This is a genomic window from Paenibacillus sp. XY044, assembly GCF_002257645.1.
GTDB lineage: Bacteria > Bacillota > Bacilli > Paenibacillales > Paenibacillaceae > Paenibacillus_AQ.
Genome location: NZ_NQMO01000003.1, coordinates 32,945 through 50,913 on the forward strand (window position 1 = coordinate 32,945; position 17,969 = coordinate 50,913).

The window sequence follows — 17,969 nt, forward strand, 5'->3', positions numbered from 1 at the left end:
AATCATGACAACCAAACTTGAAGTGTCCTATACGCCGATGATGGATTACGGTGCGGCCTGGGATTTGCAAAAAAGCATCGTCAGCCGCATTGACCTTGGAGAGCAGCAGGAAACCCTGCTGCTCTTGCAGCATCCGCCGACGTATACGATAGGGTCGCAGCGGCATCCCGAGCATCTCTTGCTCAGCAAGGAACAGTTGGAAAAGCAAGGCATCGGCTTGTTTGAAATCGACCGGGGCGGAGACATCACCTATCACGGCCCGGGGCAGCTGGTCGGCTATCCGCTGCTGCTGCTGGCGGGCAAGGAAGGGCTGGATCTGCACGGCTATCTGCGCAATCTCGAGCAGGTCATCATCAATTACCTTGCGCATTACGGGATTGTTGCAGGCCGCAAACCTGAATATACAGGCGTCTGGGTAGGAGATCTGAAAATTTGCGCCATCGGGGTCAAATTCAACAAGTGCAAACACCAAAGAGGGTTTGTTACCAGCCATGGGTTTGCCTTCAACATCACTTCCGGCATTCAAAATGAAGGATTTCAGGGCATCATTCCGTGTGGGATTCAGGAGTATGGCGTAACGTCGCTGGAGGATTGCATAGGGAAGCCGATCACGGTCGAACGGGTGGCGGAGGAGATCGTTCCGTTCTTTACCGAGGTATTCGGATTTGAGGCCGTCGCAGCAATGGATGCAGAGGAAAGCCCGCTGAACTCAGCGGGCCATTAAGGACTCGACAAGCCCAAATACGACGGATCCGACCATGGCAATGAGCATAAGGTATACGAAGATGCGAAACCATTTTTTTCGTTGCATAACTAGCTCCTTTATTCATCATTTATTGAAGGCTCGTTTCGCGAGCCGGGACAACCTATGTACTATTGTAACTTAACGCCGAAGGAGAGGAAAGTCCATTGATTAAACAAGACCGTTTGATACAGGAGTTTATGGAACTGGTTCAGGTGGACAGCGAGACGGGCCATGAGGCGGAGATCGCCGCCCTGCTCAAGCAGAAATTTACCCGGCTTGGACTAGAAGTCGTCGAAGACGATTCCCAGGCCAGAACCGGTCATGGCGCAGGCAACCTGATCGTGACCTGGAAGGGCGAAGGGGGCGCAGAAGCTCCGAAGCTTCTTTTTACGTGCCACATGGATACCGTAGCCCCTGGTAAAGGGATCAGACCCACCCTGGGCGAGGACGGATGGATCCGCAGCGACGGAACGACGATACTGGGATCGGACGACAAAGCGGGTCTGGCTGTTCTGCTTGAGACGATTCGCGTTATCCAGGAGCAGCAGCTCCCTCATGGACAGATCCAATTCGTGATTACCGTCGGTGAGGAATCCGGACTGCTCGGAGCGCGTTCGATGGATCCGAAGTATTTGGATGCCGAGCTCGGATTTGCCCTCGATTCCAATGGAGAGGTCGGATCGATTGCCGTCGCGGCACCGACCCAGGCTAAAATTCAAATGAAAATTTTCGGAAAATCGGCGCATGCCGGCGTGAATCCGGAAGACGGCATCAGTGCCATTCAAGTCGCCTCCAAAGCGGTGGCGCGAATGAAGCTGGGCCGGCTTGACAGGGAAACGACAGCGAACATCGGTAAATTTTCCGGCGGCGGGGCGACCAATGTGGTATGCGATTTTGTCCAGCTTGATGCGGAAGCCCGCAGCATCGTACAGGAAAAGGTCGATCAGCAGATCGCCCATATGCGGGAAGCGCTCGAGACGACCGTTCGCGAGTTCGGCGCTCAGTGTGAGTTCCGGAGTGAAATCGTGTATCCCGCGTTTAATTTTAACGAAGACGATCCTGTGGTGAGCCTGGCCAAACGTGCGATTGAGCGCTTGGGTCTGAGCGGAAGAGTGTTCGTATCGGGCGGCGGCAGCGACGCCAACATTTTCAACGGGCTCGGGGTTCCGACGGTGAATCTGGCTATCGGCTATGAGGACATACATACCACAAAGGAACGGATTCGCGCAGAAGATATGGTGAAAACTGCTGAAATGGTGCTCAGCATCATTCAGGAGACCGTCAAATAAAGGCTTTAACCCGATTTTTTAGGCAAAATAATGCTACACAAAGAGGCTGTTCCATGGCATGCGGAAAACCGCTGTGGAACAGCTTTTTTGATGTGGGCTCCTCACTTCATTCGCGGGCAAACGGGAAGGCCCGCCGGCTAGTGAACATAACGCAGTCGGTCTGCGGCAGGATGATTTCTGCGCTGCGCCGGCGTCCACACCGTATGCCAGCCGGTCGATTGAATAATTTGCAGGGCCAAGGTGATATTCGTCAAATATTCGTCAATTTGAAAATATAAGTCGCTTCCGATCACCTGACGTTCCTGTCTGTGGTCCAATGAGGAGCGGGTCTCCTCCAGGAAACACGAGGCGGCCGCGAACCGCGATAAGGAGTGGGATGGATCCGTTGCATAGATCGATTCGAACAACTGCGCGGCTTTCCCGAATTCGCCTTGATCATACAGCATTTCAGCGGCAATAAAGCAAAGATCGAGCGAGCTCTGGCTTCTCTCGTACGTTGGGATTCCCCCCAGTTTGTGCAGCAGTGTTTTCGCCTGGTCCACATAGCCCTGACGGTACAGCGCATAGATCAACTCGCTGGACTCATGAAGCGAAGGGTCGGGCTGAAGGGACATTGCGATATCGATCATGCCGAGCACGATCGCGGATTTGGCTGTCTCCAACCTGTTAAACCTGGACAATTCGGGTAATCCCTTGCCGTCTTGCAGCACCCGGCTGCACAGATATGCCGCTTGGAAAGCAGTAACGGAATGGGCGGCCGACTTCACCACGATCTTGTCCGGATCCATCGAACGCTGAGTCAGCAGCGCATGCGCCTCCTTGAACCGATGGGTGTGAATAAGGCACAAAATGTAAATGAGTTGAACGGACTCATTGAACCGCACATCATCAGTGTGCCGGCGCAACACGCCGCAGGCTTCCTCGTACGCCCCAAGCTCGGCCAGGGTCTGGCCGACCTGCAGTTCAGCAGCATCAGAGTTTCGGGCCATTTCCTGCAGCTGCCGGCATATTTCCGCATCCGTCTTCCCTGCGTCGTAGAGCAGGGCTCCCCATTCCGAGAGCGTTTTCCGGTGATGCTGACCCAGACTGATCACTTGGTGGAAGGCTTCCTCGGCTTCCTCGGTCCGTCCGCATGCATACAAAAGCCTCCCGTACTCGAGCCATCCCTGTGCTTCGTCAAAGTTTTCATCATTGGGCAAACTACCGGAAGCGTGGCGTGCATGCGTCAGAGCTGACCGAATGTGCGTGATCGCCTCGCTGTTGTATCCGCGTGACCTATACCATAATCCCAGCTTAAAGTGCAGGGATGGGGAATGCGGGTATGTTTGCAGCAGCAATATCAATTCATCTTTGGTCATATTTGTACCCTCCAATATATAGAACAACCCAGTGAGCGAATAGTTGGCGAAAATGCAGAAAAAATGTTTATTAAAAGAAATACATATCCGATTTTAGGTTGAGGTTCGAAAATACTGTGCGTTTCCAGGGGAATAATAAAGGAACTGATTCCTGCTCCTTAATGATTCCGCCGGGTAGACTCAAGCGATTGCAAAATGTGCTGCAGCGGCGTGTCGGGGCTCCATTCTTTTTGCATTTGACGGAGCATGATTCTAATCTGCCAGGCCCGTCCCACCATATGGATCGATTGCGCTGTACGGTAACTTTTCATGAATGGATCCCTCTTTCCTTGGGGTGAAGTTTGTTATAATAAGACCATATGTGTCAGCATGGCCAAAAATGCTAGGTTTTAAATATAAGGAGGATCATAGAATGAAAGAGTCTTTGCCATATATGCAGGAACAGTCCAAACATCTGGAGGAGGAGACCCTATCTACCGAATCTATTTTTCAGGGGAAGGTCGTATCTTTGCAGATTGACAAAGTCCGGCTTCCGGACGGCAATACGGCCACAAGGGAAATTATCCGCCACCCCGGCGCGGTAGCCGTTCTGGCTATCAAGGATGACCGCATGGTTCTGGTCGATCAGTACCGCCAGGCGATGGGACGGTGCGAGCTTGAAATTCCGGCCGGGAAGCTGGAGCCTGGGGAAGATCCGCTGGAAGCCGCCAAGCGTGAGCTCGTGGAGGAGACGGGATATAGCTGCGGTCGTCTGGAGCTGCTGCATTCTTTTTATACCTCTCCCGGGTTTGCCGATGAGGTGATCCACCTGTACGTGGCTCACGATCTTCAAGGGGGCGATGCGGCGCCGGATGAGGATGAGTTCGTAGAGCTGCTGGAATTGACGATGGAAGAAGCGCTCCAAGCTATTTCGCAAGGATGGATCAGCGATGCCAAGACACTCATGGCGGTGTACGCCTGGAAGTTGAATAAGCTGACGGGTGAATTCCGCGTATGAGCCATCCGGAACGCATCAGTCACCAAGAGCTTGCATACGAGTCGGATATTTTGAGCGAATACTTTGCTGATCTGCACATCCATATCGGCAGAACGAACGACGGGCATGCAGTCAAAATTAGCGGCAGCGCCAACCTGACGTTCGCGAACATCGCCAAGGAAGCATCGGAGCGCAAAGGAATCGAGCTGGTAGGCATTATCGACTGCCACTCGCCGGTCGTCCAGAAGGATATTATCGATTGCCTGGAATCCGGTGAAATGAGCGAAGTGCAGGGCGGGGGAATCGCCTACCGGGGAACGACGATCCTTCTTGGCTCGGAAATTGAAATATACGAACAAGGCAGAGGCGCTGCGCACCTGCTCGTATATTTTGCGGACCTTTCCACCATGCAGCGCTTCACGGCCTGGATGTCGGGCCATATGAAGAACGTAAACCTGAGCTCACAGCGCATTTATGTTTCGGGACGGGAACTGCAGGCCAAGGTGTACGATATGGGAGGTATCATGATTCCCGCCCACGTGTTTACTCCGCACAAAGGCTTGTACGGCAGCATGACGCCGCGGATGGAGTATGTGATTGACCCGGGACTTGTGAGCGGAATCGAGCTCGGGCTGAGCTCGGATTCGGAAATGGCCGGACTGATATCGGAGCTCGATCCGTATACATTTGTAACCAACTCCGACGCCCATTCCCTGGGTAAAATCGCCCGCGAGTACAACCGGATCCGTATGGCTGAGCCGAACTTCGCAGAATTTCGCAAAGCGCTGGAGATGGTGGATGGCAGGCGTGTGACAGGGAACTACGGCCTCAATCCCCGCCTGGGTAAGTATCACCGCACTTACTGCCATGGCTGCAGCCGCGTATTGGACGTAGAACATGGTGGGGCAGACTGCCCTTTCTGTGGCAGCACTAAGCGCGTGCAGGGGGTACTCGACCGGATCCTCGATATCGCTGACCGCAAGGAGTCTTATATGCCAGCTTCCCGGCCGGAATATCATTACCAGGTTCCGCTTGAGTTCATTCCGGGTCTCGGTAAGGCCAAAATGAGACTGCTGCTGGAGCGGTTCGGCACGGAAATGTCGATCCTCCACCACGCGGCTGAAGCAGATATCGCGGAGGTCGTGGGCACCGAATTGGCGCGGATGATCGTTATGGCCAGAAACGGCAGCCTGAAGCTGACCTCGGGCGGGGGAGGAACTTACGGCAAAGTGGAAGGGATGTCCGTATCCAAGACATAGTTTGGGACTTGCCATCATACAGTAGGGGTATGCGAATGGAAAGGGGAGAAACCTGCATGCGAGCTTTCCGCCATGCCCTGAAAGAACAAAACATCTTGTATATATTTGTCGCCGTACTGTTTCTAGTTGGAGTCATCTTCGGAGCGCTCATGGTCAATGCTCTTTCCCTTGAACAGCAGCAGGACTTGGGACGATATTTGGGCAATTTTTTCGTAACCGTTAACCAGGGAACGGAGGCAGGTCAGCCCGCGCACTCCTACTGGGATATTGCCGGCCTGCATCTGAAATGGGTCGGGCTGATTTGGATTCTCGGCCTGTCGGTCATCGGCCTGCCCGGCATTCTGATCCTCGATTTTTTGAAAGGCGTACTAGTCGGCTTTACGGTGGGCTACCTGGTTGGCCAATTTTCGTGGCACGGCCTGCTGTTTGCGCTGGTGTCGGTGGCTCCGCCGAACCTGCTCATCATTCCGGTACTGATCATTTGCAGCGTATCGGCCATCGCCTTTTCGCTTCATATTATTAAAAACCGGGTGATGCTCCAGCGTCCTGGCAACATTACCCGCCCCTTCGCTTCGTATGTCGGCATGACGCTCGTTATGGGCCTCCTCATGCTCGGCATCTCATCGTTTGAAACCTGGGTGACCCCCACGATGATGCGGTGGGTGACGCCCATGCTGATCCACGCTCCTGCCATCTCCGGCCTGTAAGGCAAAAGCGTTTGACTTTGTTTGGCAACTCCCCATATAATGAGAGAAGCGGTTATAGATAGGTGCAGAGATTTTCCTGTGGGGAGGGAGACAATGGAAGCACGGATCGATAAAATCAAACAACAATTACAATCCCAGGGCTATAAGCTGACACCCCAGCGGGAAGCTACCCTCAGAGTATTATTGGAGAATGAAGAAGACCATCTGAGTGCGGAAGATGTATTTATGCTTGTAAAAGAAAAGGCTCCGGAAATCGGTCTGGCAACCGTGTACCGTACCTTGGAGCTGCTGAGCGAGCTGCATGTGGTCGAGAAGATCAACTTTGGCGACGGTGTGGCCAGATACGATCTACGCACCGATACGGCCAAGCATCACCATCATCATATGATCTGCGTGAAATGCGGAAGCATGGATGAGATTCGCGAGGACTGGCTTGGACCGCTGGAAGAGCGGGTTGAACGGGAGTTCAACTTTACCGTCTCGGACCACCGTCTTGATTTCCACGGGGTATGCTACCGCTGTAAGGCGAAGGAAGAAAACGGCGGCAGCGATGACAAGTAATCATACAACGATTTTATAATATGATCTTGACGATCAAAGCTCTCTGCCCGGCATGCGCCGGAAGGGAGCTTTTTTGGTCCGGGCGTCCTGGGGCATACACGGGGACAAACCTTCATATGCTGGATATAGCAAGGATGAACGGGGAGGAGCTCTTCTCCTTCATCGGAAGGTGAGGTATTGCCAGGATGATCATTTCGCTGCGGAAATGGCTGTCTGTACTCAAGTTCCTGATCGTCTTCGTCTCTTTGGCCTATATGTTCTATCACGTGCTGACCCTGTTCTCCGCTTGGATCACGCCGGTAGACCATTACCGGATTCCGGAGGGCCACGCCGTCAAGGCATTTCAGTCCGGTGACGGGGCAAAAGATGGGGAGCGGATGGGAGACAGGCTCCGTTTTTATTTTTGGTATGGAGAATAATGCCTCTGGCAGGGGACGTCCGCCCTGCTGTCGAAGTAGAACAGGAAGAAGTTACATCAATTCAAAATGAACCCGAAGGAGCTGTTTCACGACATGATACAGTATGTACAGCCCTTCATTCGGTACATCCGTGAGGAGAAAGGGCTGTCCAGTAATACACTTGAATCGTACACCCGTGATGTCCGGCAGTTTGTGGGATTTATAGAGGAGCGGGGGCTAAGCTCGGCGGATCAGGTCAAACGGACGCATATCCAAATGTATCTGAACCTGAAGAAGCAGGAGCGCCTGGCCCCGGCGACGCTCGCCCGCAAACTGGTTTCCGTGCGGTCTTTTTTTCATTATTTGATCCGGGAATCCGTCATCCGGCAGGATCCGAGTCTTGGACTCGATACTCCCCGGCTGGAGAAGAAGCCTCCCAGGGTTCTGTCCATCGGGGAAGTGAACCGGCTGCTGGAAGCTCCCGACGTCTCCGTGCCGCAGGGACTTCGGGACAAAGCCATGCTGGAACTGCTCTACGGAACCGGCCTGAAAGTATCGGAACTCATCTCCTTGAACGTGGACGATGTCAATTTGGACATGCATTTCCTCCGCTGCACAAGCAGTGCGGGCAAGGAACGGGTGCTTCCAATCAACGGGATTTCCGCAGGGGCGGTTAGGCAGTACCTGACCGGAATGAGGGACCCGCTAGTACGGGAAACCTCCTCGGACGACCGCGGCCTGTTTCTGAATCTGACGGGCAGCCGCTTGACGCGCCAGGGATTCTGGAAGGTGTTGAAAAAATACGCAGCCGATGCGGGGATCGAAGGCGAGATTACGCCCCATACGCTTAGGCATTCGTTTGCCGCGCATCTGCTGGAGAACGGAGCCGATATGCGCTCCGTACAGGAGATGCTGGGGCATGCCGATATGGCGACCACCCAAATGTATACAATGAATACGAAAAGAACGATGAAGGACGTCTACGAGGAACACCATCCCCGGGGACGGGATCATTCCATTACCGATTAGGAGAGATTATACGCATGTCAACGACACAGCTGAAACAAATTCAAGAGGCAGCTGCCTTTATCCAGAGCAAAGGAGGCGTTCAACCGGAAGTCGGCCTGATTCTCGGTTCCGGTCTCGGCATTTTGGCTGACCTGATTCAGGACGGCATTTCCATCGCCTACGGGGATATTCCCCATTTTCCGGTATCGACGGTAGAAGGTCATGCGGGCGAGCTTCTGCTCGGTACGATCGAAGGTCGAAGCGTCGTTTTGATGAAAGGGCGCTTCCACATGTATGAGGGCTACGGTCCGGAAGTGACGGCATTCCCGGTAAGGGTGATGAAAGAGCTCGGCGTGAAGAGCCTGCTGGTGACCAACGCGGCCGGCGGCATTAACACTTCTTTCGAGCCGGGAGACCTGATGGTCCTTACCGACCATCTGAACATGACCGGCCGCAATCCGCTCATCGGTGCGAACGACCCGGCGCTCGGCGTCCGCTTCCCTGACATGTCCGAGGGCTACAGCCGGCGGCTTCGCCAGCTCTTGAAGGACACCGCCGCGTCGAAGAATATTCCGGTCCGCGAAGGCGTGTATGCCGGCCTGCTTGGACCGACGTACGAAACGCCGGCCGAAATCCGCATGCTGCGCACGCTGGGAGCGGACGCCGTCGGCATGTCGACGGTATCGGAGACGATCGTGGCCCGGCACGCCGGCCTGGAAGTGCTCGGCATTTCCTGCATCAGCAACATGGCGGCAGGCATTTTGGACCAGCCTCTGTCCCATGAAGAGGTGATGGAAACGACTGAGAGAGTTCGCGAGAAATTTCTTGGCCTTGTGCTTGCCGTCATTCCTCATATGTAATTTGCAAGGCCATTTCATCAAAGCAACCCCCGCAGGATAACTCCTGCGGGGGTTTTTGCGCTTTTCCAAAAATAAATCAGCGCTAAGCCTCCCCGGCATGGAATATTTTTCTCTGATCCTGACGAAACTGAAAGACAGTAACCATTTCAATTTACCAATAGGTCAGGAGGGGACTTATTTTGAAAAGAACGATACTGGCGCTCGCGCTGTCCTTCGGACTGTCCACGGTGGCGTTGCCTTATTTGGGGTATGCCGAGGAAGCGCCAAAAGGCGGCCGGACTCCGGCCGTGGAGCTTGCGGCGAATGCTAGGTCAGCCATCCTCATGGATGCGGATACGGGAACGGTCATTTATGAAAAGAACAGCCATGATAAACTTCCGCCGGCAAGCATTACAAAAATTATGACCATGCTGCTGACGATGGAAGCGATTGACGAGGGCAAGCTGAAAATGACCGATATGGTCCGGACGAGTGAATATGCGGCGTCGATGGGCGGTTCGCAGATTTTCCTCGAGCCGGGTGAAGAAATGACGGTCAACGAAATGCTCAAGGGCATCGCAATGGCTTCCGGCAACGATGCATCGGTGGCGATGGCCGAAAAAATCGCCGGCACGGAGCAGGCTTTTGTGCAAATGATGAACGACAAGGCGCAGGAGCTCGGACTGAAGGATACCCATTTCATTAACTGCAATGGGCTTCCTGCCGAGAACCACTACTCCTCGGCTCATGACATCGCAGTGATCAGCCGTGAACTGTTAAAGCATACGGAAATCACGAAATACACCGGTTCTTATCAGGACTACTTGCGAAAAGATTCGGAAAAGCCCTTCTGGCTCGTAAATACGAACAAGCTGGTCCGCTTCTATACAGGGGCTGACGGTCTCAAAACGGGGTATACCTCGGAGGCGAAGTTCTGTCTTTCGGCCACAGCCAAGAATGGCAACTTGAGAGCTATCGCCGTGGTGTTGGGCGAACCCAACACCAAGACACGGAACGAAGAAGTGTCCAAAATGTTCGACTATATGTTTGCCCAGTACAGCACGCATACCATTTTCAACCCGGGTGACCTTATGGGTACGGTGAAAGTGAACAAGGGCAATACGAAGGAATTAACCTTGAAGGCTGGACAAACCTACAGCGTCCTGACGAAGAAAAACGCCAAGGCGGCGGGCATCCGCCATGAAGTGGTCGTACCGAAGGAGATCAAGGCTCCGGTCCAGCAGGGACAGGTTCTCGGCAAACTGGTCGTCTACGAGGGCGACAAGGTGCTGAAGGAATTTGAGCTGAAGTCTCCGGAAATGGTAGGAAAGGCCGGATGGTGGAAGCTGTTCAAACGGACGACATCGAAATTGTTTCTTGTAGATTGATAGCGGTTTTCTTCTAGTTTTGTCGTGATGCAGGAATCCGGTTTTACTTCGTAGAAATCGTTGTTCATGACAGGGAGGAGAGTGAGCAAACGTGAATCTGCAAGTGGAAATGGAGCATCACCGCAATATCTTGATTGTACGTTTATCGGGAGAGCTCGATCACCATACGGCTGACCATGTCCGCATGAAAATGGATGAGACGATCCAGCGCGGACTGACCGACCATCTGGTGCTCAGCCTGAAAAATTTACAGTTCATGGACAGCTCCGGACTGGGTGTAATCCTCGGAAGGTACAAGCTGATCAAGGCAAAGGGCGGCAAAATGGCGGTATGCGACGTTAATCCTACCGTGTATCGTCTGCTCGATATGTCCGGCTTGTTCAAAATTATGCCCATTTATGATAACGAGGGTCATGCGCTCTCGGGTTTGGAGGTCGTGTCATGAGTAAAGAAAAGGCCATGGAACGCAATTTCATGACGCTGCAGTTTGCAGCCAAGTCGGAAAACGAGTCGTTCGCCCGTGTGACGGTGGCCGCATTCATTTCACAGCTGGACCCGACCATGGATGAGCTGAGCGACCTGAAGACGGTCATTTCCGAAGCGGTGACGAACAGCATCATTCACGGGTACGACAGCGATTCTGAGGGAATCGTTACGATAACCGCAGAAATATGGGGAGACACCGTTACCCTCACCGTGGAAGACCGGGGCAGAGGCATCGAAGACCTGGAGCTTGCCAAGCAGCCCCTGTATACGTCGAAGCCGGAGCTGGAACGGTCGGGCATGGGCTTTACAATCATGGAGAATTTTATGGATGAGTTCGAGGTATCCAGTGAGCCCGGTTCCGGAACATCAATCAGGATGAAGAAGAGGATCGAATCTAAGAAAGCTTTGTATAATTAGGGGTTGGGCGCATGGAAGCTGATGTGAAGAAAGGTTCGCAGACTTATTTGGATGATGCCGAAGTCAAACGTCTGATCGCACTCAGCCAGACCGGGGACAGCTTGGCCCGCGATACGCTGGTGAACTGCAACATCCGCCTCGTCTGGTCTGTCGTGCAAAGGTTTATGAACCGGGGGTACGAACCCGAGGATCTGTTCCAGATCGGATGCATCGGCCTGCTGAAATCGGTCGACAAATTCGATTTAAGCTATGACGTCAAGTTTTCTACCTATGCCGTTCCGATGATTATAGGTGAGATCCAGCGCTTCCTCCGCGATGACGGAACGCTGAAGGTCAGCCGGTCACTGAAGGAAATGGCCAACAAGGTCCGCAAGAAAAGGGACGAGTTGTCGAAGCACCTGGACCGTCTGCCGACCGTCAAGGAAGTGGCCGAGGAGCTCGGGGTGACGCCGGAGGAAGTCGTGTTCGCCCAGGAGGCCAACAAGCCGCCGACCTCGATCCACGAGACCGTGTTCGAAAATGACGGGGATCCCATTACGCTCATGGACCAGATCGCCGACGAATCCCAGGAACGCTGGTTTGATAAGCTGGCGCTGAACGAAGCGATCGATGGCCTGTCTGAAAGGGAAAAACTGATCGTCTATTTAAGGTATTACCGCGACCAGACCCAATCGGAGGTAGCAACCCGGCTCGGGATATCCCAGGTGCAGGTTTCGCGCCTCGAGAAAAAAATATTGCAGCTGATCCGTGATCAGATTGCCCAGTGAACAAGGAACCGTCTTCCGATAGGGAAGGCGGTTCCTTTTTTTGGGCAGCGATGCAAACCGGACTAGAATGTAGACCTTTTTCCAATACTAACGATAATTAAGCAGCAAAAGGAGTGATTGGATGTCTGATCACGGGTTGCCTACGGTATACCTGCAGCTGCGCAGCCGCGTACCGATTTCCCACGGGAGGGTCGTGACTCTCGGACATGTCGCCCGAATTTTATGCGACCCCGAGTGGGAAGCTCCGCTCCGCAGCCTGGAGCTGGTTCATCCCCATAAGTGGGATGGAAATTTGTTGTTAATTGACATGATGCACATCATACCGAAGATTCAGGAGCTCATACCGGGCGTACGCATCGAGTCGATGGGTAACAAGCACTCGCTGGTGGAAGTAGTGAAAAAGGAGAAGAAACCGTCGCTGATTCTATTTGTTCTCGTCTGGCTCCTCCTTTTCTTCGGATCGGCGCTGACGATCATGAATTTCCACGCGGATGTAAACATGCAGGAGGTGCAGATCCGTACGGTGGAAATGGTGACCGGCCGCCGTGACGAGCATCCCTACTTGTTCCAGGCAGCCTATTCTTTCGGCATCGGATTCGGCATGGTCGTCTTCTTTAACCATTTATTCAAGAAGAAATGGAACGAGGAGCCGACCCCGCTGGAAGTGGAGATGTTTTTGTACCAGGAAAATATCGACCAGTATGTGGTCGCCGAGGAATATAAACGGATGAAAACCGCGAACCATCAGGGGGATTCGCCTTGATTGTGGTCGGCTGGATCATCCAAATACTGCTCGGGATTGCCGGAGGGATCGCGGTTGGCGGCGGGGTCATCGCGTTGTTCATCGTTCTCGACATGATCCCGAGGCTGGCCCAGCTGACTTCATCCTATAACCGGGTTCACTGGTATGAAGGGGCTATGGTGACGGGGTCGCTGGTCGGAACCGTGTTCGATTTCTGGAACTGGAAACTGTCCTTGGGACCGCTGGTCAGTCTCTTGATCGGGCTGTTTAACGGGATATTCGTCGGTCTGCTGGCCGCCGCGCTCACCGAGGTGCTCAACGTGCTGCCCATCTTGGCTAAAAGGCTGCAGATGACCCGCTTCCTGTTCGGTTTTGTGATGGCGATGGTCACGGGGAAAGTGGCGGGCTCCCTGTTCGACTGGTTTGTTTACAGAAAGTAAGGAGGAACGCTTCGTGAGAGATGACAAGGATCAGGAAATCAACGTAGAGGACCCCGCTGGCGTCGCGATGATCATGCAGTATGGGGAAGAATCGAAAGAGCAGAAAGAGGACGCTTCTCATCGCCGTGAAAAGGGGGACGAACACCGGGAAATGACGGGCCGCAGAGAAGGTGGTAAAGAGAAGTCGGGGGGAGAACGCAAGGCGCCGGGTGACGGCGGTGAGGAGAAGCAGCTGCAAGAAAAACGCGACCAGGAAAGGTCCGACACCATCGAGGAATCCATCGTCTACTGGCAGGATAAGGATGAAATCTCGGGAAGCCTCGAGACGACCAAAAATACGCTCAAGGAAGTGGTGGGCCTGGGCTCGTCTTTTGACATCGTGTTCCGGGAAATGAACCTGGCCGGCCAGAATACGGGATTGTTCTTTATTAACGGCTTTGCAAAAGACAACATCATGCTGGAAATTTTGAAGCGACTTACCTATTTGTCCGCCGACCAGCTTACATCCGATGCGCTGAAGTCTTTTTTTGAATTTTACATCCCCCACATTCAGGTGGAGGTTGCCGACAAACTCAGTGCGACAGTCAACAAAGTACTGATGGGGATGTGTGCGCTCTTTATCGAAGGAGAACAGGCATGCATCATTATGGACACCCGGAATTATCCGGTCCGAAGTCCCGAAGAACCGAGCATTGAACGGGTCGTACGGGGTGCGCGAGACGGGTTCACCGAAACGCTGCTTACCAACATCGCCCTCGTGCGACGGCGGATCCGCGACCCCGGATTTAAGAGTGAGCTTGTACAGGTCGGCCGTCGGACGCGGACGGACGTCTGTATTGCCTACATCGACGATATTGTGGACAAAGTCCAGGTGGACTCCATCCGGAAGAAAATCAAAAGTATTGACATCGACGGCCTTCCCCAAGGCGACAAGCAGTTGGAGGAAGTGATCATCAACAAAGGATGGCATCCGTATCCGCTCGTCAGATATTCGGAGAGACCGGACGTGGTCGCATCGCATATCTTGGAAGGCAGGGTAGTCGTATTCGTCGACACTTCTCCGAGTGTGATGGTCATGCCGACTACGTTTTTCGATCTGTGCCAGCATGCCGAAGAGAACCGGCAGACGGCCTTTATGGGAACGTACCTAAGGTGGGTCCGGTTCCTGGGCATATTTGCCTCCATGTTTCTGCTTCCGCTATGGATGCTGCTCGTGATCGACCCATATCTGAAGCCGCCGGAACTCAATTTTATCGGACCGCATGATTCCGGCAAAATTCCGCTCATCGCCCAGTTTCTGCTGGTCGAATTCGGCGTCGATCTGCTCCGCTTAGCCGCCGTCCATACGCCGACCCCGCTCGCCTCGGCCATGGGCCTCATCGCCGCGATCCTCGTCGGGGATATCGCCGTGAAAACGGGCTTGTTCGTCAATGAGGTCGTCTTATACATGGCTGTAGCGGCCATCGGCATGTTCGCGACGCCGAGTTATGAGCTGGGATTGGCCAATCGGATGGTGAGGCTTGTGCTACTGGTGGCGGTGGCCATTTTCAAGGTCCAGGGATTCATTGTCGGGACGACGCTTCTGATCCTGCTGCTGACGCTGCACCGGTCTTACAACTCGTCTTATTTGTGGCCGTTTATACCGTTTAATGCAAAAGCTTTGTCTGAAGTGCTGCTGCGCTTCCCGGTACTCGAGAGTAAGAAAAGGCCGTCTTTCAACAAAACGAGGGATAATACGCGGATGTCGAAGAACCCAGACGACCGCGAACAGTCGTAGGAAAACACAAATGTTGTGCGAAAAAATCCATTCATTCTCTTCCCTTGTCTGGTATACTGATGTAAAAGTTCACATGGAATATTTACATTTCCAAGGAAAGCGAAGGGATGCATAATATGTTTCTACATGGTACAAGTAAAATCAATGCGGAGGGTCACCTGGAGATCGGTGGCTGTGACGTAACGGAGCTGAAGCAGCAGTATGGCACGCCGCTCTACATCGTGGACGAGGAACTGGTCCGCAAGCGGTGCCGCGAATACGTCGATGCGTTCCGCGCTTCCGGGCTGAAGTTCCAGGTGGCGTACGCCAGCAAGGCGTTCTGCGTCATGGCCATGTGCCGGATCGCAGAGCAAGAGGACATGTCCCTGGACGTCGTATCCGACGGCGAATTGTACACGGCGCTTCAGGCAGGCTTCCCTGTCAAACGGATCCATTTCCACGGCAACAATAAAACGGTTGAAGAGATGGAAATGGCGATCGACGCCGGAATCGGCTGCTTCGTCGTAGACAACTTGGTTGAGCTGCATGTGCTGGAATCGGTGGCAGCCGGGAAAAATGCGAAAGTCAACATTTTGCTTCGCGTCACGCCAGGGGTGGAAGCCCATACGCATGAATATATTTCAACCGGCCAAACCGACTCGAAATTCGGTTTTGACATCGGTAACGGGTCTGCGTTTGAAGCTGTCAAAGCAGCTGCCGCCCAGGAGCATCTGGAGCTTCTTGGCGTCCATTCCCATATCGGGTCGCAGATCTTCGAGGTCGACGGATTCCAGATGGCGGTTCAGCGCGTAGCCGAATTTGCCAAGGGGGTCAAAGAGCAGCTAGGCGTGCAGTTCAAAGTGGTCAACCTCGGCGGAGGCTTCGGCATCCGTTACGTCGAAGGCGACACGCCGCTTGAAGTCAATCAGTACGTGAAGGCGATTACCGACGCGGTCAAAACTTACTTTGCCGAGTGGGGAAGCGAGCTTCCGGAAATTTGGGTCGAACCGGGCCGCAGCATCGTGGGCGATGCGGGGACAACCCTGTACACCGTCGGCACCAGCAAAGATATCCCGGGCGTGCGCAAGTATGTGGCCGTGGATGGCGGCATGACGGACAACCCGCGCCCAGCGCTGTACGAGTCGAAGTATGAGGCGATGCTGGCCAATCGTGCCAACGACAAGCCGGAGGAGACCGTATCCATTGCCGGCAAATGCTGCGAGAGCGGCGACATGCTGATTTGGGATGCAGAGCTTCCGAAAGTCAATAACGGTGACCTGCTCGCCGTTTCCTGCACCGGCGCCTACAACTATTCGATGGCAAGCAACTACAACCGGATCCGCAAACCGGCGGTTGTGTTCGTGAACCAGGGTCAAAGCGATCTGGTCGTTCGCCGCGAGAGCCTTCAGGATATTATCGGCAACGACGTTATTCCTGAGCGGATCAGCAAGCAGGCGGTGCTTAAGTAAGGAAAATGCATTAAGGGGATAGGCGCTGTTTACCAGCGCCTTCGATAAGTGAATTGGTGCGCACAAATAAGGATCATCTCTGTATTGGGGAATGCAGAGGGGTCCTTTTGCGCTTTTTGGGAACCGGGAACGATGCGGATTTATTTTGCTTCGTCCGCGATTTCATAGTACACTAGGAGATGTCTGTTAACACTCAGGAAAGACATGAAAGGAGTCATTGACATAATGGCCAAGCAAGCAAAAATCACTCTTGAAAACGGTGGCGAAGTGCTGCTCGATCTGTTTGAAAAGGACGCTCCAAACACGGTGGAGAACTTTGAAAAATTGGCAAACTCCGGTTTCTACAACGGTCTTGTATTCCACCGCGTCATTCCGGGATTCGTTGCGCAAGGCGGATGCCCGAACGGCACCGGTACCGGCGGCCCTGGCTACACGATCAACTGCGAAATTAACCCGAACAAGCACGAGCGCGGAACGCTGGCTATGGCGCATGCCGGCCGCAACACCGGCGGAAGCCAGTTCTACATCTGCTACCAGCCGCAGCCGCATCTGGACGGACAGCATACCGTATTCGGCAAAGTGACAAAGGGCATGGAATACGTCGATGCGTTCCAAGGCCGCGACGTAATGAAAACCGTCGAAGTTTACGAGGCTTAATTCGCACGTCTAGAACGATTCATCAGCCGCTTTCCCTGTTTCAGAAGGGGACAAGCGGCTTTTTTGTTTAAGGTGGGGAAATGAGACGTATTGATTTTTTGCCGGGGCAGTGTTAACATTTCCTAGTATAGATGGGGCTTCCATAAGGTAGTCATCCCATCTGACAATTGCATATTGATATTGGTTTTAATCCTTCGGGGCAGGGTGAAATTCCCTACCGGCGGTGATGACGCGGCAGCGGTTAAGTTCTGGTGCCCGTCTCAGTCCGTGACCCGGACGCTTCGTGTAATATAGCGTACGGTGGACCTGGTGCAAATCCGGGACCGACAGTATAGTCTGGATGGGAGAAGGAGAGAAAGCGTGCACTTCAATGCCGAGTGCAGCTGTCCAATAAGATGTCACGTGTACGTGGTTGTTTTCACAAAGTAGAAGGTTGTCCTGCCAGGACGGCTTCTGTTTGTCGACGCCTTTTCGCTACCGATGACTTTTTTGGCTGATCCTGATTTTGGGACTCAGCAGCCTTATTGGAGTGTATCTGACTTATCTCTCACAGCCTCGGGATGGTATACCATCTCGGGGCTTTTTGCTTTTTTATCAGGGTCCCCTCTAAGTGCCCGGTTTGAACAGCGGAGCCAAATCTGCACTTGGTATGGTGATTGGTCAGGTGAATTCGCAGCCTACGAAGTATCTGCGAAGAGCCTGAAGCC

At 53.5% G+C, this 17,969-nt stretch carries 21 protein-coding genes and 1 riboswitch; of the genes, 18 read left to right on the forward strand and 3 right to left on the reverse strand.

Going from position 1 to position 17,969, the window contains the following annotated elements; translation table 11 throughout:
* Positions 1-4: 4 nt before the first annotated feature.
* The gene (gene lipB, locus CJP46_RS13775; RefSeq protein WP_094596203.1) at positions 5-724 is read left to right on the forward strand and encodes a lipoyl(octanoyl) transferase LipB; all 720 of its coding nucleotides are present in this window, start codon (positions 5-7) and stop codon (positions 722-724) included.
* On the opposite strand, the gene prli42 is transcribed toward lipB, so the two are convergent.
* The gene (prli42, locus tag CJP46_RS13780) at positions 710-811 is read right to left on the reverse strand and encodes a stressosome-associated protein Prli42 (RefSeq protein ID WP_094596204.1); all 102 of its coding nucleotides are present in this window, start codon (positions 809-811) and stop codon (positions 710-712) included. The genes lipB and prli42 overlap by 15 nt on opposite strands.
* Positions 812-909: 98 nt before the next feature.
* On the opposite strand from prli42, the gene CJP46_RS13785 reads away from it, so the two are divergent.
* Positions 910-2,034, forward strand: a complete 1,125-nt coding sequence (locus CJP46_RS13785) for a tripeptidase T (protein WP_094596205.1) — start codon at positions 910-912, stop codon at positions 2,032-2,034.
* 137 nt (positions 2,035-2,171) lie between these two features.
* Here CJP46_RS13785 and CJP46_RS13790 read toward each other — a convergent pair whose 3' ends face one another.
* Positions 2,172-3,392 (reverse strand): tetratricopeptide repeat protein, encoded by a 1,221-nt coding sequence (locus tag CJP46_RS13790; RefSeq protein WP_094596206.1) that lies wholly within the window; start codon positions 3,390-3,392, stop codon positions 2,172-2,174.
* Between the two features lie 158 nt (positions 3,393-3,550).
* Complete coding sequence (gene mciZ / locus CJP46_RS13795) at positions 3,551-3,703, reverse strand: Z-ring formation inhibitor MciZ (protein ID WP_094596207.1); 153 nt, start codon at positions 3,701-3,703, stop codon at positions 3,551-3,553.
* A gap of 101 nt (positions 3,704-3,804) precedes the next feature.
* Here mciZ and CJP46_RS13800 point away from each other — a divergent pair, with 101 nt between their 5' ends.
* The 16 genes from CJP46_RS13800 to CJP46_RS13875 all read left to right on the forward strand — a co-directional run bounded on the left by CJP46_RS13800 (position 3,805) and on the right by CJP46_RS13875 (position 17,262).
* A complete protein-coding gene (locus CJP46_RS13800; protein ID WP_094596208.1) occupies positions 3,805-4,389 on the forward strand; it encodes an NUDIX domain-containing protein in 585 nt (194 codons plus the stop codon).
* Positions 4,386-5,627 carry an endonuclease Q family protein gene (locus CJP46_RS13805; protein WP_179281166.1) on the forward strand — a complete coding sequence of 414 codons (1,242 nt, stop codon included), beginning with the start codon at positions 4,386-4,388 and terminating at the stop codon, positions 5,625-5,627. The genes CJP46_RS13800 and CJP46_RS13805 overlap by 4 nt, the downstream gene beginning before the upstream one ends.
* A gap of 56 nt (positions 5,628-5,683) precedes the next feature.
* A complete protein-coding gene (gene spoIIM / locus CJP46_RS13810) occupies positions 5,684-6,334 on the forward strand; it encodes a stage II sporulation protein M (RefSeq protein WP_094596209.1) in 651 nt (216 codons plus the stop codon).
* Positions 6,335-6,427: 93 nt separating this feature from the next.
* A complete protein-coding gene (gene fur, locus CJP46_RS13815; RefSeq protein ID WP_094596210.1) occupies positions 6,428-6,895 on the forward strand; it encodes a ferric iron uptake transcriptional regulator in 468 nt (155 codons plus the stop codon).
* 185 nt (positions 6,896-7,080) lie between these two features.
* Entirely contained in the window at positions 7,081-7,314 is a 234-nt protein-coding gene (locus CJP46_RS13820; protein WP_094596211.1) for a DUF4227 family protein, read from the forward strand.
* A 93-nt stretch (positions 7,315-7,407) separates the two neighbouring features.
* On the forward strand, positions 7,408-8,322 hold the full coding sequence (gene xerD, locus CJP46_RS13825) for a site-specific tyrosine recombinase XerD (protein WP_094596855.1): 915 nt from the start codon (positions 7,408-7,410) through the stop codon (positions 8,320-8,322).
* 14 nt (positions 8,323-8,336) lie between these two features.
* Positions 8,337-9,161: a purine-nucleoside phosphorylase gene (locus CJP46_RS13830; RefSeq protein WP_094596212.1), complete on the forward strand. Its 825-nt coding sequence runs from the start codon at positions 8,337-8,339 to the stop codon at positions 9,159-9,161.
* Positions 9,162-9,340: 179 nt separating this feature from the next.
* Positions 9,341-10,528, forward strand: a complete 1,188-nt coding sequence (locus tag CJP46_RS13835) for a D-alanyl-D-alanine carboxypeptidase family protein (RefSeq protein WP_094596213.1) — start codon at positions 9,341-9,343, stop codon at positions 10,526-10,528.
* A 91-nt stretch (positions 10,529-10,619) separates the two neighbouring features.
* Positions 10,620-10,973, forward strand: a complete 354-nt coding sequence (gene spoIIAA, locus CJP46_RS13840) for an anti-sigma F factor antagonist (protein WP_076170047.1) — start codon at positions 10,620-10,622, stop codon at positions 10,971-10,973.
* Positions 10,970-11,431, forward strand: a complete 462-nt coding sequence (spoIIAB, locus tag CJP46_RS13845) for an anti-sigma F factor (RefSeq protein ID WP_094596214.1) — start codon at positions 10,970-10,972, stop codon at positions 11,429-11,431. The genes spoIIAA and spoIIAB overlap by 4 nt, the downstream gene beginning before the upstream one ends.
* 11 nt (positions 11,432-11,442) lie before the next feature.
* Positions 11,443-12,198, forward strand: coding sequence for an RNA polymerase sporulation sigma factor SigF (gene sigF, locus CJP46_RS13850; protein WP_094596215.1), 756 nt, complete (start codon positions 11,443-11,445; stop codon positions 12,196-12,198).
* Between the two features lie 121 nt (positions 12,199-12,319).
* Positions 12,320-12,961: a stage V sporulation protein AA gene (locus tag CJP46_RS13855; protein WP_094596216.1), complete on the forward strand. Its 642-nt coding sequence runs from the start codon at positions 12,320-12,322 to the stop codon at positions 12,959-12,961.
* Positions 12,958-13,380: a stage V sporulation protein AB gene (locus CJP46_RS13860; RefSeq protein WP_373557994.1), complete on the forward strand. Its 423-nt coding sequence runs from the start codon at positions 12,958-12,960 to the stop codon at positions 13,378-13,380. Before CJP46_RS13855 ends, CJP46_RS13860 begins: the two co-directional genes overlap by 4 nt.
* Positions 13,381-13,531: 151 nt before the next feature.
* The gene (locus CJP46_RS13865; RefSeq protein WP_094596857.1) at positions 13,532-15,157 is read left to right on the forward strand and encodes a spore germination protein; all 1,626 of its coding nucleotides are present in this window, start codon (positions 13,532-13,534) and stop codon (positions 15,155-15,157) included.
* A gap of 116 nt (positions 15,158-15,273) precedes the next feature.
* A complete protein-coding gene (gene lysA / locus CJP46_RS13870) occupies positions 15,274-16,605 on the forward strand; it encodes a diaminopimelate decarboxylase (RefSeq protein ID WP_094596858.1) in 1,332 nt (443 codons plus the stop codon).
* A gap of 225 nt (positions 16,606-16,830) precedes the next feature.
* The gene (locus CJP46_RS13875) at positions 16,831-17,262 is read left to right on the forward strand and encodes a peptidylprolyl isomerase (RefSeq protein ID WP_094596217.1); all 432 of its coding nucleotides are present in this window, start codon (positions 16,831-16,833) and stop codon (positions 17,260-17,262) included.
* 186 nt (positions 17,263-17,448) lie between these two features.
* Positions 17,449-17,618: riboswitch (FMN riboswitch) on the forward strand.
* The last annotated feature ends 351 nt before the right edge of the window (positions 17,619-17,969 follow it).

Excerpts from the sequence above, each read along its gene's own strand:
- lipB (WP_094596203.1), top strand. The coding sequence starts at position 5 with ATGACAACCAAACTTGAAGTGTCCTATACGCCGATGATGGATTACGGT.
- prli42 (WP_094596204.1), bottom strand. The coding sequence starts at position 811 with ATGCAACGAAAAAAATGGTTTCGCATCTTCGTATACCTTATGCTCATT.
- CJP46_RS13790 (WP_094596206.1), bottom strand. The coding sequence starts at position 3,392 with ATGACCAAAGATGAATTGATATTGCTGCTGCAAACATACCCGCATTCC.
- mciZ (WP_094596207.1), bottom strand. The coding sequence starts at position 3,703 with ATGAAAAGTTACCGTACAGCGCAATCGATCCATATGGTGGGACGGGCC.
- CJP46_RS13800 (WP_094596208.1), top strand. The coding sequence starts at position 3,805 with ATGAAAGAGTCTTTGCCATATATGCAGGAACAGTCCAAACATCTGGAG.
- CJP46_RS13805 (WP_179281166.1), top strand. The coding sequence starts at position 4,386 with ATGAGCCATCCGGAACGCATCAGTCACCAAGAGCTTGCATACGAGTCG.
- spoIIM (WP_094596209.1), top strand. The coding sequence starts at position 5,684 with ATGCGAGCTTTCCGCCATGCCCTGAAAGAACAAAACATCTTGTATATA.
- fur (WP_094596210.1), top strand. The coding sequence starts at position 6,428 with ATGGAAGCACGGATCGATAAAATCAAACAACAATTACAATCCCAGGGC.
- CJP46_RS13820 (WP_094596211.1), top strand. The coding sequence starts at position 7,081 with ATGATCATTTCGCTGCGGAAATGGCTGTCTGTACTCAAGTTCCTGATC.
- xerD (WP_094596855.1), top strand. The coding sequence starts at position 7,408 with ATGATACAGTATGTACAGCCCTTCATTCGGTACATCCGTGAGGAGAAA.
- CJP46_RS13830 (WP_094596212.1), top strand. The coding sequence starts at position 8,337 with ATGTCAACGACACAGCTGAAACAAATTCAAGAGGCAGCTGCCTTTATC.
- spoIIAB (WP_094596214.1), top strand. The coding sequence starts at position 10,970 with ATGAGTAAAGAAAAGGCCATGGAACGCAATTTCATGACGCTGCAGTTT.
- sigF (WP_094596215.1), top strand. The coding sequence starts at position 11,443 with ATGGAAGCTGATGTGAAGAAAGGTTCGCAGACTTATTTGGATGATGCC.
- CJP46_RS13855 (WP_094596216.1), top strand. The coding sequence starts at position 12,320 with ATGTCTGATCACGGGTTGCCTACGGTATACCTGCAGCTGCGCAGCCGC.
- CJP46_RS13865 (WP_094596857.1), top strand. The coding sequence starts at position 13,532 with ATGACGGGCCGCAGAGAAGGTGGTAAAGAGAAGTCGGGGGGAGAACGC.
- lysA (WP_094596858.1), top strand. The coding sequence starts at position 15,274 with ATGTTTCTACATGGTACAAGTAAAATCAATGCGGAGGGTCACCTGGAG.
- CJP46_RS13875 (WP_094596217.1), top strand. The coding sequence starts at position 16,831 with ATGGCCAAGCAAGCAAAAATCACTCTTGAAAACGGTGGCGAAGTGCTG.